Annotated in this window: 14 protein-coding genes; 3 read left to right on the forward strand and 11 right to left on the reverse strand. The window is 47.5% G+C overall.

What is annotated here, in order from left to right:
* Positions 1 to 188: 188 nt before the first annotated feature.
* Complete coding sequence (locus tag CAFE_RS15965) at positions 189 to 743, reverse strand: TetR/AcrR family transcriptional regulator (RefSeq protein WP_066645167.1); 555 nt, start codon at positions 741 to 743, stop codon at positions 189 to 191.
* Positions 744 to 879: 136 nt separating this feature from the next.
* On the opposite strand from CAFE_RS15965, the gene CAFE_RS15970 reads away from it, so the two are divergent.
* Both CAFE_RS15970 and CAFE_RS15975 read left to right on the forward strand, forming a co-directional pair.
* Positions 880 to 1677, forward strand: coding sequence for an EFR1 family ferrodoxin (locus CAFE_RS15970; RefSeq protein ID WP_156991177.1), 798 nt, complete (start codon positions 880 to 882; stop codon positions 1675 to 1677).
* 379 nt (positions 1678 to 2056) lie between these two features.
* Positions 2057 to 3541, forward strand: a complete 1485-nt coding sequence (locus tag CAFE_RS15975) for a C69 family dipeptidase (RefSeq protein WP_156991178.1) — start codon at positions 2057 to 2059, stop codon at positions 3539 to 3541.
* 304 nt (positions 3542 to 3845) lie between these two features.
* Here CAFE_RS15975 and CAFE_RS15980 read toward each other — a convergent pair whose 3' ends face one another.
* From CAFE_RS15980 to CAFE_RS16025, 10 genes are all read right to left on the reverse strand, one after another.
* Positions 3846 to 4661, reverse strand: coding sequence for an alpha/beta fold hydrolase (locus tag CAFE_RS15980; RefSeq protein WP_156991179.1), 816 nt, complete (start codon positions 4659 to 4661; stop codon positions 3846 to 3848).
* A 202-nt stretch (positions 4662 to 4863) separates the two neighbouring features.
* The gene (locus tag CAFE_RS15985) at positions 4864 to 5955 is read right to left on the reverse strand and encodes a glycerol dehydrogenase (protein ID WP_156991180.1); all 1092 of its coding nucleotides are present in this window, start codon (positions 5953 to 5955) and stop codon (positions 4864 to 4866) included.
* 241 nt (positions 5956 to 6196) lie between these two features.
* Positions 6197 to 6352 (reverse strand): hypothetical protein, encoded by a 156-nt coding sequence (locus tag CAFE_RS15990; RefSeq protein WP_156991181.1) that lies wholly within the window; start codon positions 6350 to 6352, stop codon positions 6197 to 6199.
* 191 nt (positions 6353 to 6543) lie between these two features.
* Positions 6544 to 7182 (reverse strand): beta-phosphoglucomutase, encoded by a 639-nt coding sequence (pgmB, locus tag CAFE_RS15995; protein ID WP_066645180.1) that lies wholly within the window; start codon positions 7180 to 7182, stop codon positions 6544 to 6546.
* Positions 7179 to 8072: an alpha/beta hydrolase gene (locus tag CAFE_RS16000; RefSeq protein ID WP_066645181.1), complete on the reverse strand. Its 894-nt coding sequence runs from the start codon at positions 8070 to 8072 to the stop codon at positions 7179 to 7181. Before CAFE_RS16000 ends, pgmB begins: the two co-directional genes overlap by 4 nt.
* Positions 8073 to 8084: 12 nt before the next feature.
* Complete coding sequence (locus CAFE_RS16005) at positions 8085 to 9788, reverse strand: glycoside hydrolase family 3 protein (RefSeq protein ID WP_156991182.1); 1704 nt, start codon at positions 9786 to 9788, stop codon at positions 8085 to 8087.
* 15 nt (positions 9789 to 9803) lie between these two features.
* A complete protein-coding gene (locus CAFE_RS16010; protein ID WP_166525164.1) occupies positions 9804 to 10784 on the reverse strand; it encodes an ABC transporter permease in 981 nt (326 codons plus the stop codon).
* Between the two features lie 100 nt (positions 10785 to 10884).
* On the reverse strand, positions 10885 to 12030 hold the full coding sequence (locus CAFE_RS16015; protein WP_156991183.1) for a sugar ABC transporter substrate-binding protein: 1146 nt from the start codon (positions 12028 to 12030) through the stop codon (positions 10885 to 10887).
* A gap of 66 nt (positions 12031 to 12096) precedes the next feature.
* Entirely contained in the window at positions 12097 to 13098 is a 1002-nt protein-coding gene (locus CAFE_RS16020; protein ID WP_066645186.1) for an ABC transporter permease, read from the reverse strand.
* Positions 13099 to 13109: 11 nt separating this feature from the next.
* Entirely contained in the window at positions 13110 to 14633 is a 1524-nt protein-coding gene (locus CAFE_RS16025; RefSeq protein WP_066645187.1) for a sugar ABC transporter ATP-binding protein, read from the reverse strand.
* Positions 14634 to 15080: 447 nt separating this feature from the next.
* Here CAFE_RS16025 and CAFE_RS16030 point away from each other — a divergent pair, with 447 nt between their 5' ends.
* Positions 15081 to 16112: a LacI family DNA-binding transcriptional regulator gene (locus CAFE_RS16030; protein WP_156991184.1), complete on the forward strand. Its 1032-nt coding sequence runs from the start codon at positions 15081 to 15083 to the stop codon at positions 16110 to 16112.
* Positions 16113 to 16326: the final 214 nt, after the last annotated feature.

The following is a 16326-nucleotide window of genomic DNA, read 5'->3' on the forward strand; positions in this document are numbered from 1 at the left end:
CAATACAAGGATAATCATGTGAATTGTAAAGCAATGGTTTTGAATTCAAAACAGTGTTTTAACCTGTATCTAAATTGAGCAAATGAACAGTTAAACAATCCATGTGTCAGGAGTTGAACGTGCACATGGATTTTTTGTCTTGTATCAATTATAAAATCCGCACGAAAACTTAAATTTACAATTCAGCATTACTCCGTACCAGGCAGTTGGAGGGCGACCATTAACAGATTGGCAACTTCTTCAGGAGATTTCCGCATTCCTTCGCTTGCCCATTGCCAGAGGACATTTAAGAGGCCCCCGGCACTGTATGAAAGAGCATATTTCATTGCCTCTGAATTTTTGGCCAGAGGATAATTGCCTTTACGCATCAGATACACTTCCCGAAATATTTGGTTGTACTCCTGCAATAACAGCGACATTAAATTATTACGGTAAAGCAAAAGAGCCAGTTCCCGATGTTCATTCCAAAGCTCCAGATACCAACGAATTGTATGAGAATAGCTGTGATCTTCATCAGTGGCAAGCTTTAGAATTCCCGTGCGCCAGATCGTCTGCAGATGAAAACAGATCACTTCTTCTTTCGAGGAGAAAGAACGGTAAAAAGTTCGGCGGGACAAATCGGCTTTCTCCGCAATTTCTGAAATACTGATTTCCCGAAATGGTTTTCTTTTCATTAACTCTAAAAGCGCATTCGCCAACCACTTCCTGGATCGTAAAGCGATTGGATTTTGTGTATCTTTCATGTGGCCTCCTTCAAGTGTCTCAAAAACGGCCAGATGTAGCACTTGTTCCTGAAATCTTGAATTACTGTTGTAGATTCATTATAATAAAAATAATGAAATGTCACAAGTGAGACATCTGCAATTGTGAGGCGATATTATGAAAAATGTGATCTACTATTTTACAGGGACGGGAAACAGCCTTCGCGCGGCACAGGTTATTGCAGAACGCCTAGGCGATACAGAAATCATCTCCATGCGATGCGACCCAAAGGATGTCCCGTCGGAAAATGCTGAGAGGATTGGTTTTGTTTTTCCAGTACATCACTGGACAATGCCGGCGTACGCGATTCATTTTGCAGAGCAGGTAAAGTTAAATCCGCATGCATACATTTTTGCGGTCTCTACGCCAGGGCTGATCAATGGAGGCTGTCAGGATAGACTGGCGGAACTGCTGCAAGAAAAACACTGCACACTTTCCTACGGAGAGAAAGTTTACAGTGTTGCCAATTATGTGGCTATGTATCCGCCGTTTCCTGATCCTGACAAGCGCGTTCCAAAAACCGAAAAACAGCTTTTATACATTGCCCAAGAAGTTGCTGAAAAGAAGCTTCGCAATTATCCGCACGCCAATGCAATAACGAGATGGCTCGCACCACGGAAGATGCAGAAGTTTATTGAGCATTGCCCGTCAAACGATAAATACTTTTCTGTCTGGGATGACTGCATTTCCTGCGGATTGTGCGCGAAGGTCTGTCCCTGCCATAATATCAGTTTTAAAAATGGCAAACCAACTTTTCTTCACCAGTGCAGCCAATGCATGGCCTGTATTTCATTCTGCCCAAAACAGGCAATCAATTTCCCAAAATTCACACGGAAACGAAAAAAGTATCATAATCCACATGTCACAGCAGCAGATGTCGCTTCAGACAGAAAACAATACCCGCCACAAAACTAATTTGAACGCATCGGAATGCCTATTATTCCTATACCTACAAGGGTAAAAACATCAGATTATTCAGGCTATCGTGAGGACGAAACCGCAGTCGGTTAGCAGAAGGCTATGGGAAAAGCGTTTTGGTTTTCCGGTTAAAGAATCACAACTACGAGTTTTTTAGGCGGAAATGAAAAAAGTACTACCCAAACATTCAAATTGCGGTTAAAATAGAAACAGCAAAGCCGGCCGGCCCTCAGCGCAGACTTTTTTAAAGCTTTGCAGTTCAGCAGGCCTGCGGCGGTGAGGACCAGTTCCCATTAAATCGAAAGCAGCGTTCCGATTTCAAGCCCTTGGAGAGGGGCTCAAAATACTACTACTTTATAACGGTGAGGACATATTTATGGCTTGTACAACGATTCTGGTTGGAAAAAAAGCATCCTATGACGGTTCTACCATGATCGCACGGAACGATGATTCCGGTTCCGGTCATTTTACCGCTAAAAAATTCGTAACGATCCATCCCGGAGACCAATCGGCAGCCTACAAATCAGTGCTTTCCCATGTGGTAATCGAACTGCCCCAAAATCCCATGCGGTTTACGGCGGTACCGAATGCCGCAGAAGGCGATGGCATTTGGGCAGCCAGCGGCGTGAATGAGGCAAATGTAGGCATGACAGCCACGGAAACCATTACTTCCAATCCGAGAGTGCTTGGAGCGGATCCGCTGGTCAAGTATCATCCGGCGCAGGACGGGCAGCCTGAAACAGCCGGCGGCATCGGCGAGGAGGATATCGTTTCTATTGTACTTCCTTACATTCACAGTGCCCGAGAAGGGGTTAAGAGGCTGGGCGGCCTGCTGGAGAAGCACGGTACCTACGAGATGAATGGTATTGCCTTTCAGGATGCCAATGAAATCTGGTGGATGGAGACCATCGGCGGCCATCACTGGATCGCCAGAAAGGTGCCGGATGATGTTTATGTCGTGATGCCGAATCAGCTGGGACTTGACCGGCTTGATTTGGAAGATGCAGTTACCGAAGAGAAAGACTATATGTGTTCGTCAGATATGAAGGAGTTCATTGAAAAGAACCATTTGGATTTATCGCTGAACAGAGACCTTAATCCGAGAGACGCTTTTGGAAGTCACAATGACGCGGATCATGTTTACAACACGCCGCGCGCCTGGTATATGCTGCGGTATTTTAACCCGCACACCAAAGTATGGGACGGTCCGGATGCGAATTTCACGCCGCGTTCCGATGATCTGCCCTGGTGCATGGTGCCGGAGAAGAAGATCACGCCGGAGGATGTAAAATATGCACTGTCCTCTCATTATCAGGGAACGCCGTACGACCCCTATGAAAGATATGGCGATCCAGCGATGAAAGGCGTCTTCCGCCCGATCGGTATTAACAGGAATGACTTTATGGCGTTGATCCAGATTCGCCCGGACGTCCCGGAGGAGTTCCGCTCGGTAGAATGGATCGCTTTTGCGTCCAACACCTTCAATGTACTGGCACCTTTTTACGCCAATGTGTCCGCAACACCGGACTATCTTGCCAATACGACAAAGGAAGTTTCAACCGACAATTTCTATTGGTCCAGCCGCATGATCGCCGCTATGGCGGACGCTTCTTATGGGAAATCCGTGTTTCATATTGAACGATATCAGCTTGCCGTGCAATCCAAAGGGCATGAGCTGATCAACCAATATGATGAAAAGCTCCGGCGGGAAGCAGATCTTGCCAAGCGAACCGCCCTTCGGGAACAGGCCAATCAAAAAGTCGCGGACATGTTGAAAAAAGAAACCGCTGATACACTGGACAAAGTCCTCTTTGAGTTGAGCAGCCAGATGAAGAACGCCTTTTCCAGATCGGACGCTTGATCGGAACACGGGGCTCAGCCTGATTTCACTCTTATAGCGAAAAGCGGAGTAAAAATGACCTTAAAGAAAATATATTCAGACAAAGCTGACGAATATCTCTAATCAGTCTTCGCATTGGTACGATAAAAGCACAAACATTCGCCGGATACTGGTCAAGGCTGTGCTTGTTTCAAAGCCTTTCTTGGCCTTGATTAAGATGTTGTTTATACGTCTATGGATATAAATCCTGTAAATGGTGAGATAAATTAGTATGATTAAGCATTGGGCATCGCAACTGGATTTGAAAACCGGTTTTATCTATGATTTAGCACGTTAATTGTTTAAGCCACTCGCTAACAAGGTGACTGAATACCTCCGGCTGTTCAATTTGCAGATTATGCCCCGCGTTGTTTAAAATAGCCAATGACGCTTTTGGATAATTTTCAATGATTTTAAATAAATCACGATAACCAACACAGGAATCCTGCCGCCCGGCAATCATAAGAGTAGTCCTTTGGAATTTGGCATAGAACGGGTCGTCAACCTCAAAAGAAAATGAATATTTTTTCCGAAGTCTTTTAAGAAAGGGCTCATTTGCAATGCTTAATCCCACTGCAATTTCATTTTGGTATCTGTGAAAAGTGTACTCGTTTTGTATTACACCCATTTCACAAAATTCCTTTGCTTCATCCGGTGAAAGACTGGAAAGAAATTTTTCATCACGATAGGCAACCGTATCTTCTGGACAGTCTCTTTGAGTGTTTTCTGCAATGACAACGGGACAAATCAAAAGGAGTCCATCTACCTGATTCTTCATCTTGTGAATGATTCCCCGGGCAAGATAGCCGCCATAAGACTGGCCCGCAAGCAAAAAATTTTGGTTTGGGATTATGCGTTTGATGCTGGTTATAACTGCTTTCAGCATATCATCTGTACTGATGATCCAAGAGGGAGAATTAGATTTTCCCATGCCGGGCAAATCCAAATAAATGCGTTTATATCCTTCATGCTCCCGAAATATGGGTTCCATACATCCTGTCATCAGCCTATGGTCCGGTGAAAAACCATGAAGCATAACAATAGGTTTTCCATTGCCAATCACTTCATAATAGATATTTGCATTGCCAATATTACAAAACAATCGAATCACCTTAAAATTTTTTTAAATTATATCATTTTTTATCACGGTCAGCAACACAAGAAGGAACCTGCAAAAAGTGTTTGCAATTCTGCTACACCTATGTTTTTACTCTGCAGCTCAATTAGCAAAAGACGCAAGGCAGAAGCCCGGAAAACGGCATGAATGCCAGCTTTCCGGGCTTCTTACTGTACGTTTTCCTTTGTTATTCGCCGATATAATCCTTGCCGAGAGCGTCAGCGGCCAGAACAGCGGCATAAAGCTGTTCCGGAGTAACATCACCCAGCATGTTGTGAATGGATTCCCCCGAAGCGCATGCCTTTTCCGCGGCAATCATTACTCTGGAGGGGTCGGTCACGCCAACCTCCTTCAGCGTAACCGGCAGACCGACGGAAACACAGAAGTCCATCACCTCTTCGATTTCTTCCATGGGAGCGTCTTCCAAAACGAGCTGCACAACCGTTCCGAACGCGACCAGTTCCCCGTGCATTGTTTTTTCGCATTCTTCCAGTGCGGTAAAACCATTGTAGACGGAGTGAGAAGTTGCAAGGCCGCCGTTATCTGCACCTACACCGCTTAAATAGGTGTTGGCTTCAATAATAGCCTCAACTGCCGGAGTGAGGATACCGAGTTCAGCGGATTTTTTCGCCTTGAAACCGTCCTCAAGGAGGGTGTTGTAGCAGAGCTTACAAAGTGCCATGGCGGATTTTGTGATGCCGCCGTTTTCTAAACTGGGAGAATTCGTTTTCTGACACATTCTAGCTTCGAAATAAGTTCCCAATGCATCGCCCATGCCAGAGACGAGAAAACGAACCGGCGCTTTTACAATAATAGAAGAGTCAACAATGACCGCATCCGGATTTTTGGGATAGAAGATATACTTTGCAAAGGACCCATCGTCGTTGTAAATTACGGAAAGGCCGGTGCACGGGGCATCCGTAGCACATACGGTCGGAATAATTACAACCGGAAGTCCTTCGTAATAAGCTGTGGCTTTCGCTGTGTCAATTGCGCTGCCGCCGCCAATCGCGCAGATTACACCAACCTTGTTTTCTTTTGCAATCTTTTGCATTTTAGCGATCTCGCCGACTGAACTGATGCCGCCAAAAATCTCAAATTTTATGGATGCATTTTTGCCTGCGAAGCTCTTTTCAATTTTGGGCCGTGCTGCCTTATAGCCGCTTTTGCTGCATATAAAAAGGATGGATGTGCCCAAATCTTTCACATGATCATACAGTTCGAGTAAAGCATCGGGGCCCTGAACATATTTTGACGGTGCTCTCATTAAAGCCAGCATTTATTATCGCTCCTTCATGTTAATATTTTAACAATATAAGTATAATGAATTTTTAATAGTTTTTTCGCTTCAGTCGAAAATTATTAAAATAAATTTGATCATCCCTCGCAGAACCCATATTTTCAGTAAGAGTGCGATTCCAGTCAAAACCATGTTTTTCCTTGAGTCGTGAGCCATTTTTTTAAGGACGTCTCTGGTTATCAGAAAAGTCATGACAGACGGTTTTCATACGGTAAAAATTTCAGATGAAATTGGGACCAAGCAGGCAGCCGCGCAACTCGGTGCGGCCTACTACACGCTGCCGGAATGGCTCCAGAAGCGCAAGGTTTACGGTGATCACGCTTCGGGCTGCTTTGGCTAAAAGCATCGTGTTCCGGTACATTATGACTTGTTGCAATCGTATTTAAATCCATACCGGCAGTCTGGCTTGTTCATACTCTGCACGATTCTTGACTTTACCGCTCCAAGTAAAAAGCCCGAAAAGCAGCATGTATGCCAGCTTTTCGGGTCTGTTTTTTGCATATTGGTCCAAATGGGGAGTATCCTAGGGGCAAGGGAGGAAAAGTGGCAAACCGAATTTTTATGGCATCATTCCAAATTAAGAATTTCAGCAATCTGCATCATAGTATTGACCCGGTAATCCGCAAGAGAGGAGCTCGCTGCGTCGCCGATTGCGATTGCCGTCATGTTTCCCGCTTTCGCCGCCTCAATTCCTGCAACCGCATCTTCCACGACAACACAGTTCTCTGGTTTTGTTTCGAGTTTTCGGGCAGCGACAAGAAATACCTCGGGGTCCGGTTTGGAATGCTGAATTTCAGTTCCGTCCGCAATCGCGTCAAAAACGGTTTCAAGACCGATTTTTTGAAGAATCTTCCTGGTGTTTTTGCTGCTGCTTCCGATCGCGATTTTTACACCGGCTTTTTTCAGGCGGTTGATCAGTTCCACCACTCCGGGTAAAATATCCGAATGCTTCAGATTATCGAGCAGCTTTACATAGATGTCGTTTTTGTACTGCATCAATTCTTGTTTTTGCTGTTCGCTGTAAGACTTTTCCGACTTTCGCAGGATGATTTCCAGAGATTCGGCGCGGGAAACGCCGCGGAGCAGATTGTTGATCTGCCGGTCAAAGGGAATTCCATTCCGGTCCGCCATGGACTTCCAAGCCTGAAAATGCAGGTCGTCGGTGGATACAATCACGCCGTCCAGATCGAAAATAACGGATTTCAAGATTTCTGCGTCCTTTCTGCCATTCCCTGTTTCAGCCATTTCAGACTAAGAGGGAGCCAGTAGGGGATGCTTAGCCCTTTGATTTCCGCCTCACTTTTCGTGTTTTCATCACAAAGAGACATTCCATGCGGCCCTTTTTCAAACAGATGCAGTTCACAGGGGACACGAACCGAATGGAGCGCGGTGGCAAGCCCTAACAGATCCGTGGGAGGGATCAGGCTGTCTTCATAGGTGCCCCAGACGAATGTGCGAGGCACTTTTTTATGGATTTTAGGAATCAGGTTCAGGGATGCGGCTTCCTCCTGCGTTATATTTTCGTGCCCAATCATGATTTCCTGGATACTTGGGCCGCGAAAATCCGGAATCAGGCCCTGCTCCATCATTTCCAGTACGAATTCAGGAGTTTCCCTGTTTTGGGGAATCAGGGTTATGGCGGGATAACCTAATATAATATGATTCGGGCGGATTTGATCTTCCGTCAGACCCATCTCGTCGGTGAGGAGAGGCTGATTGAAATAGATGCCCAGAGAGAGCGCCAGATTCCCGCCGGCGGAAAACCCGATTACCGCGATATTGTTACTGTCGAGCAGCCAATCCTCCGCGTTTTGGCGGATAATATTCATCGCCCCGGCAAGCTCTTTCAGGGCAGTGGGGAACGGGTGATCAATTTTGACGGAGTATTCGAGTACGAAAGTGTGGTATCCCTTTGCCGCAAATGCCAAGGCAACGGGCTCGCCTTCGTTTTTCGAAATCATAGTATACCCGCCCCCCGGGCACACCACAACAGCCGGGCGACGGATGCCTTTTTTGGCAAATTCCCCGTCATCCAGAATGTTCGCGGTCAGTTTGGCGTCGCTGCTGTCGGACACCGGAAAAACAAAATTTTTCATTTAATATCTCCTTTAAAGCTTTGTGTCCCATTTCCCGCAGAAGGGGTCCACAGGACTTTTCCCGACAAACTCGGAACGCCCCAAAAGCTTATCTACCAGTAGCTCCAGGGTATAGTCGTTCACGCCGTATGTATTGATGTATGTCGGTACACGCGGCACGTCCAGCAGATGATACGGGTTTTCTACCGAAATAAAAACGGTTGGAATGGACTTAAAGTAGATTGGTACGTTCAGGCCCATGGGATTCTGCCATTCAATCCGCACAACGGTTTGATTTGATTTGGTGGCAAGGCTGCAAAGGTAAAGGATCAGATCGTAATCCTCACGCATTTTTGAATAGGATGACTGGTGCCCTTCATAAACGCCGTCAGCGTGGAAGAGGGTTACCGTAAATCCCTCTTTTTCAAGCAGCCCGCGTAATTGGCCTGTCAGGCCCGACTCTCTGGAGTAGCCGATTGCGTTTGCTTCGCCCTCAATGTCATACAGAAGAACGCGTTTCTGCTTTTCGGGAGAAAGAGGAAGCAGCCCCGGCTGTTCCTTCACAAGCGTGATGGAGCGGTCGGCGATCTCACGCGCCGCTTGACGGTGCTCGTTGCAGCCTAGCACACGTTCCGCAGCCTTAGCGTCCGGAATGTTGTCCTTTTTATGAAGACCCAGCGAGGCTTTCAGCGCAAGAATCCTGCGGACGGCTTCCTCCAGCCTTTCCCGGCTTAGAAGCCCGTCTTGAAAGCCCTTTCGCATAAAACCGACGTCTTCCTCCAGATTCTTGGTGAAGAGAAACATGTCGCATCCGTTTTCAATCGCTTTTGGAACCGCCTGATCGCGCGGCATAGCCATGGCGAACCCGGCCATCGTGGTCGCGTCGGTCAAAATCAGTCCGTTAAAACCCATGCTCCCGCGCAGAAGTCCCTTGAGAAGTTCTGGCGAAAGCGAAGCGGGAAGAATATCGGCGTCCGAGAGCGAGGGGTTCAGCTTTTTAGAGTATTGCGGCTGCGCAATGTGACCTACCATCACAGCCTTGGCCCCGTGGTCGACCAAATAGCGGTAATTCCTGCCGTAGGTCGCTTCCCATTCCTCCGGGGAGAGGGAATTGATGGAGGTGACAAGGTGCTGGTCCCGTTCATCGGTTCCGTCACCGGGAAAATGCTTGATGGAAACGCAGACATCCTGCTCCTGGCAGCCCTTCAGATACGCTTCTCCACAGCGGAGCACCATGTCGGGGTCACTGCCGAAGGTGCGCGTGTTGGTGATTGGGTTGCGGAAATTGTAATCAATGTCGATCACAGGGGCAAAGGCGAAATTAGCGCCGACGCTTTTGCCTTCCTCCGCGCAGATTTTTCCAAGCTGATAAGCATAATCGGGGTCGCCTGTCGCGGCTACCGCCATATTGGAGGCGATTCGAGTCCCCTCCTGTACAATGCCTTTCCCGCCGTTTTCCAGGTTTGCTGCAATCAGCATGGGAATGCGGCTGTTTCGCTGCAGAGTTGTTATTGCGGCAATCACGCTGTCCTTATCCATGGGACGGCACATCAATCCGCCCACGCCGAGATCTTTGGAAAGATGGGTCAGAAACTCCTCGTCCTGACGGTATCCTACCATGAAGAACAACTGCCCGATTTTTTCATCGTCCGTCATTGCCTTTAATGTGCTTTCAACCCAATTCACATCGTCATCTGTTAGGAAAAAAGGATTCTGTTTTAAGTTTTCAATATTCATTGCCGTACTCCTTTGCTATGCTGAAACAATGCCGGAACGGTGGAACATCCGCTGAGAAAACGCATGCAGCTTTTCCTGATTGGTGGTGTACCCCATAAAGATCACAATAAAGGCGCCGAGGATAATTGTTTGGACGGAGCCGTCGATTCCAAGAACGACCATCCCGTAAGTCAGCGCGTTCATTCCGATTGCCCCGGAGAAAATCCCCAGCGGCAGATTTGAGAAGCGGGCCAGATAAAGCCCCACAAGAACGGGCCCCATGGAGGAGAACATAATAGAGGTGGAGCCCAGATTTGAGGCAGGGCTAACCGAAACGGTGGAAGCGTTCAGCACGGCCGCCACCCCAAGGGTTGCGCCCACCAGCAAATAGGTCTGGATGATATTTTTCTTTTCATTGACGCCGTTATTTACCGCGAGCTGTGCATTGATGCCGAGGGAACGGGTATCGTAGCCGAATTTTGTGTCGGTAAGGAGAAAATAGTAGACGCCGAGGACAATAGCCAGAATGAGATAGCAGTACGGCGCCTTCGCAAATATAGTGAGCTTGGTATCCATAAACATATTGGCGCCGGAACCATCAAAAACCAGACCGCTGAGCGCTTCATAGATCATCACCACACCGAGCGAAACAATGATGGTAGGAACGCGGAGGAACAGGTACAGAACTCCCTCCAGCATAGCCAGCAGAGTGCCGATGGCTACGGTTAAAAGCAGCATCAGAACCGCATTCAGACCAAGCATGGAGGCAAGGTTGCTGCCCAGAATGCCGGACAGAATGACGATGGTTCCGGCGGCGAAGTCCCACCGCGCTCCAGAAAGCGGAAGCGCGATCGCAAAAGCAATGATGGTAGACACAACACTGCCCCGAATGATAATATCAAATGCGTTGCCGCTCCAATACCCGGTTTTTTGTGCGCCAAGCGAAACCAGCAAAATGACCGCATACATCAGAAAGGGAAAAGAGAATGTTTTCATCAGACGCAGCAGTTGTTTCATAATCTTGTATTTCATGATCTCAATCAGACCTTTCCGGTTTCCCTGAAAAGAGAGCCGCACAGCTCAACCGTTGTGAACCGCGCGGCTTTGCTTTTCTGCGTTATAGCGCTTTTCTTGCCGCCTTGATTTCCGCAAGAGAGCGGTTGGTCAATATATTCAGGTCTTTCCATGTTGCGTTTGAATTGAAAGTTTTCATCACTTTTTTCAGCTCGTCCGCCGTAACGCTTCCTTTGGACTTGTCGGCCGGAATGACGTAGTTCTGGAAATCGGTGACTTCCTGTTCATTGGTGACAATCGGGTAGCTGACCGTGCCGTTCAGGCTCCAATCACTGTAGCTTTTTCCGTTGACGCGGTCATATAGCTGAGCGAACATATTGGCCACGATCTGGCTGTAATTGTTTGTCCCGGCCGCAACGACGCTGCCGCCTTTGATCGCAGCCATTGTAGAATCGTTGTAGCCCAGCGAAAGGATTTTGGTGCTTGGCTTTGTGCTGTCCTTGATGGCGGGGTAAATCATATCCATTCCGGAACCGAGCCCAAGAATCGAGTCGACGTTGCTGTGCTTCGTGAAAACGTTGGTCACAGCCGCTTTGGCAAGGTCAGGGGTGTACATGAAAGTTTCCATATCGTAGACTTCCGCGCTGGGGTCCAGCTGCGACATCTTTTTCTTGAAGCCGTCGGCGATTTTGGTTCCGTCCACAAAGGTGAAAGCCGGGAAGGAAATGACCCCGATGTGCTTCAGGCCCTTTTGATTGGCAATTTCAGCATAGGTTTCTCCAAATTTTTCAGGGTCGCCGTTGAACTGCTTCAGTCCGCCCACAAAGTACTTGCTGTTTCCCTTATAGGAGCTTTGAATATCGCCGAGCGCGACTCCGTAATAGACGCCCCTTTCTTCGCACATCTTGATGCTGTTGTCAAGTGCGGTGTCATAGCCGCTGATCACGGCGTCTACGCCCTTATTCAACAGATTTTCCAGGCCGCTGATGTGCTGGTCTTCGCTTTGGCCCACGGTTGCATACTCAAACTTTACGTTAAAGTTCTGCTCCAGATAGGAGGCGTAGGATTTAATTTCTTTTCCCTGTATGTCTGTATAATTGTAAAGAATTACGCCGATTTTAACTGGTTTTTGAGTGGACGCCGAGCTGTCTGCAGACCCGTTGTTACTGGAGCATCCGGTCATGGAAAACGTCAGAGTAAAAATTGTTATCGCTGCCAGAAGGTAAGCAGTCAGTTTTTTCATTTTCATTTTTATTTCCTTTCCTTACTGGTTTTATTTTATCTGCAGGCGGTGTTTTCCGCCGTGAAAAATAAATTAACGAGGCAGAACCTTTTTAGACTTTGGCTGACGGATGGTGAGGAATACGACAATCAGGAAAATGATGCCCTTAATCAAAGAGACCACCTGCGTGTCTACCCCTGCCATAACCAACCCGTTGTTCAGTAACACATACGTAAAACTGCCGATGATTGCACTGCTGATGCGGGATTTTGCCCCGCCGTTCAAAGCCATTCCGCCAAGAATCAGGGCGACAATCGCGTCCATCTCCAGGCCGGAACCGGTTTTTTCGCTGACGCTTCCGGTTCTGGACAGAGAGAAAACGGCGGCAATCCCCACCATGATGCCGGCCAGGACATAAGCTTCCACCTTAACCTTTTTGACACGGACCCCGCTCTGCATGGCAGAAAGCGGATTATCACCAATGGCACGGTTCTGCTTGCCCAGCTTGGTCAGATTGAAAAGAACCGTCATCACGATGCAAAGAACCGCCATTGTGCCAATCAGGAACGGTGTGTTGGAGCGGAACAGTTCCAGGCCGGCCGTATTGTGCACCTCAATTTTATCAGTGCTCATGGAATTGACGTATGTGACAATTCCGCGGGCGACGAACATCACGGAGAGAGAGGAGATTGTGGACATCAGACCAAACTGATTGGTCACTATGATGTTTAACAGATAACACGTGACGGAAACAGCGATTGACACCAAAATTGCCGGCAAAACCTGGCCTGCCGTCAGGTTCATCACATACGTGGCGCACAGGGAACTCAGTGCGACCACTGCGCCGACGGAGATGTCCATTCCCCCATGGGAATAGATAAATGCCATTCCCAAGGTAATGGTGAGGATCACGACCAGCTGACGGATCAGCGTTTCCAAATTTCGGGCACTGAACAGATCGCCGTCCGTAAGATACAGAAAGACCGCGATGACGAAAATCAGCCCGAAATATTGGATAATATATTGTTTGTAATTCTGAATCCAGTGCAGGATACGGGAACCGAAACCGCTTTTTAATGTATTTTTCTCTTCCACGATCGCACCGCCTAAATCATATATTCAATAATCGAGGATTCCACCAGCTCCGGACTTCGTTGAAACTCCATGGAAACGCATCCATCCTTCATAATAAGGACACGGTCGCTCATTCCAATCAGTTCCGGCAGCTCCTCGCTGATGATCAGGATAGCGCAGCCCTGCTTTTTCAGCTGATAAATCAACTGGTACATGGTGGTTTTAACTCCTACGTCGACGCCGCGTGTCGGGCTGTCCAAAATCAGGATCCTGGACTGATTTCCGATCCACTTTCCGAAGGATACCTTTTGCTTATTCCCCCCCGAAAGCTCGCCGACTGTCTGGTTGACGCCGCTGCACTTGATGTGCAGGCTGCCCACCTGCTTTTGAGAGAATTCTTTTTCGGCGCGCGGAAGGATAAAAAATCCTGTTTTCAGTTTGTCCAGTGCGGAAATCACCAAATTGTCCTTGATGGAAGCGTTCAGCAAGAGAGTTTCCTGATCTCTGTCCTTGGAAACGTAGCCGATGCCGTTTTCCATGGCGGTTTGAATATTTTTTACTCGGACCGGAATTTCCTTCCCGCCGGCTGATTTTGTATCTTGCAAAACCGTGACTTCGCCGCGCAGTGGAGGAAGCATCCCATACAACAGTTTTCCCAATTCATGCATCCCGCTTCCCGAAAGCCCCCCAACGCCCAGAATTTCGCCTTCATGCAGATCAAAGGTGACATCCTTCAGCGGTCCTGCGTCCACATGGCTGACCTGCATCATTCGCTTTTCGCCGTGGCTGGCATCAAAATCGCTGCGGTAAAAGTTATCCTGAATGGAACGCCCAACCATGGTCTGCTTAATCAGGCGCTCGTCAAATTCTTCTTTCCGGAAGGCGGAAATGAGTTTGCCATCACGCAGAACCGTTAAGCGGTCGCAGATTTCCATCAGTTCCGGCAGGTCGTGTGAAATGAAAAGAACCGCCTTGTTCTGTTCCTTTAAATCCCGCATGATTTTGTGAATCAAGGATCTTCCTTCATAGGAAAGGGCCGTTGTGGTTTCGTCCACGATCAGCAGAGTGGGATCGAAATACAGTGCGCGGGCGATTTCAACAAGCTTCCGCGTTTCAAAGCTCAGGGTTTCAATCGGTGCGGTAACATCGAAAGAAAGACCGACTTTTTCCAATGACTTCTCCGCTTCGCGCTGCATTTTTTTCCGGTTGATGGAACCGTGCTGCAGGAACATTGCTTCATCGCCGAGAAACAGATTGTCCGCGACGGAGAGCCCGCTGATGGTGCCTGTTTCCTGGACGATCATGCAAATTCGGTTGTCCCGGGCATCCAACGGACTGCGCGGACGATACGGCTTGCCCCGCAGCAGGATTTCGCCTTTGGTGGCCGTGTGAATTCCGCTGATGATGGAGGAAATGGTTGACTTGCCCGAGCCGTTTTCTCCAATCAGTCCTTGAATCTGGCCGCAGTAAACCTTTAGGCTCACCCCATCCAATGCTTTGATGCCGTCAAAGGCCTTTTCTAAATTTTTCGTTTCCAAAAACAAATCTTTTTCCATGACAAACACCTCTTTAACAGCTTGCAGAGTAAAAGGGAGAACTTACCTAGGTAGTGTTTCCTGACGGAGTTGCAACATTGTATTGGTATAATATGCAAATATTTTCATATAGTATGAATTGCTCTGCAGAACTTGCTGTCGTCTTGCCCTTGGCTTTCTTTCGGTACATATGAAATTATATACGGATTTTTTCCTGAATACAACCGGCAATTTTCTCGATAATTCACACACTAATTTAAAAGAAATGAATATGAAAATTTTCATGTTCATTTTGTACAAGTATTATGCACTTTCTATGGGGTATGGCTATATCAATAATTATAATGCTTTCTTGTAGCTTTTTCCCATTGAAAAAGAGATGGAAAAAGCTATAATGAAATGAGTGAGAAAAACTTATGAAAATGAATTACAAATTTTCACATATTATTTTTTGGAGATTAAAATAAAATGAAAAAAGTAAACATGAATGACGTTGCAAAGCAAGCAGAAGTTTCACTGACAACCGTTTCTCGTGTGATTAACAATTCCGGTTATGTCGCCGAAGAAAAAAGGAAACGTGTCGAAAATGCGATTCGTGAAACCGGCTACCTTTTGCCGATTCAGCCGGAGAAGCCGGCACACATGGAAAATCTGATCGGGTTGATTCTTCGCAAGATTTCCGTCAACATTTTTTATGATCAGCTTAGCTCCGCCCTCCTGCAAGAGGCAGATAAGGTGGGTTACAGCATGGTGGCAATGTACAGCAACGGCGACCTTTGCAACGACAATCTGCGCGGCTATGTGGAAAAGCTTTTGAAATATAAGGTCAGCGGTATCGTCATCTGTGGTTTCGGAGACGAATATCTCTCCGAAAGCCTGAGGGAATTGCTGCAGGAATGCGGGATTCCAATTGTTTTTGTGGAACGCACAGCAGGCTGCTACGGTTTTAACCGCGTTTTGGTGGACAACTCCCTTGGAACCTATTACGCAACAAGATATCTGATCCAAAAGAAGCACGGCCGGCTGCTTTATATTGGTTTTGATAAGAAAGGCAGCGTTGAAAAGTCGCGGACCAAAGGGTTCCTGCATGCGGTGCAGGAGGCGGGCTATGCCGACTCGCAGTATTCAATTTACTCCTGCCCGGACAGCTCGGTCGCCTCGGGATATGCCGCAATGAAGTGGGCGCTTGAGAAGCAGGCCGATATCACGGGTGTGGTAGCTTATTTCGACGGTTATGCGGCCGGGGCGATGCAGTATCTTTACGAAATTGGGCGTAAGGTCCCGAATGACATCGAGATCATCGGTCACGACGATACTTATGCGCCGAATCTGGCTCCGCCGATCAGCAGCGTTCGCATGCCGTTTGAAGAAATGGGTTCTGCCGCGGTAAATATGATTCTTGAAAATCAGGGAAACACCATGGATTTTTTTGCAAAAACCGTCTCCCTGGAACCGAAACTCATTCTACGCGGCGGAAATGCACAGGCGGTATTTCTATAAGCGCTGCAGTTTGAAATAGTGGTAGTAAAGCATATAAACCCCAAAAGAAATAGTCATGCCCGATTAATTTCACGTTTTGAGTAACAAGTTATCCGAAGCAGAGCAAAGAAAGCAAACCTAAAGCAAAGCTTAGGTGCGCAGATTTGGATAACTGTTATTGAACGAAACACGGCCGGTTGCAGAAGACTATGGGGAAAGCGTCCTGAGTTTTCGT

Origin of the sequence: Caproicibacter fermentans (genome assembly GCF_009746625.1) — a bacterium.
Taxonomy (GTDB): Bacteria; Bacillota; Clostridia; order Oscillospirales; family Acutalibacteraceae; genus Caproicibacter; species Caproicibacter fermentans.

Excerpts from the sequence above, each read along its gene's own strand:
- CAFE_RS15965 (WP_066645167.1), bottom strand. The coding sequence starts at position 743 with ATGAAAGATACACAAAATCCAATCGCTTTACGATCCAGGAAGTGGTTG.
- CAFE_RS15970 (WP_156991177.1), top strand. The coding sequence starts at position 880 with ATGAAAAATGTGATCTACTATTTTACAGGGACGGGAAACAGCCTTCGC.
- CAFE_RS15975 (WP_156991178.1), top strand. The coding sequence starts at position 2,057 with ATGGCTTGTACAACGATTCTGGTTGGAAAAAAAGCATCCTATGACGGT.
- CAFE_RS15985 (WP_156991180.1), bottom strand. The coding sequence starts at position 5,955 with ATGCTGGCTTTAATGAGAGCACCGTCAAAATATGTTCAGGGCCCCGAT.
- CAFE_RS16000 (WP_066645181.1), bottom strand. The coding sequence starts at position 8,072 with ATGAAAAATTTTGTTTTTCCGGTGTCCGACAGCAGCGACGCCAAACTG.
- CAFE_RS16005 (WP_156991182.1), bottom strand. The coding sequence starts at position 9,788 with ATGAATATTGAAAACTTAAAACAGAATCCTTTTTTCCTAACAGATGAC.
- CAFE_RS16010 (WP_166525164.1), bottom strand. The coding sequence starts at position 10,784 with ATGAAACAACTGCTGCGTCTGATGAAAACATTCTCTTTTCCCTTTCTG.
- CAFE_RS16015 (WP_156991183.1), bottom strand. The coding sequence starts at position 12,030 with ATGAAAATGAAAAAACTGACTGCTTACCTTCTGGCAGCGATAACAATT.
- CAFE_RS16025 (WP_066645187.1), bottom strand. The coding sequence starts at position 14,633 with ATGGAAAAAGATTTGTTTTTGGAAACGAAAAATTTAGAAAAGGCCTTT.
- CAFE_RS16030 (WP_156991184.1), top strand. The coding sequence starts at position 15,081 with ATGAAAAAAGTAAACATGAATGACGTTGCAAAGCAAGCAGAAGTTTCA.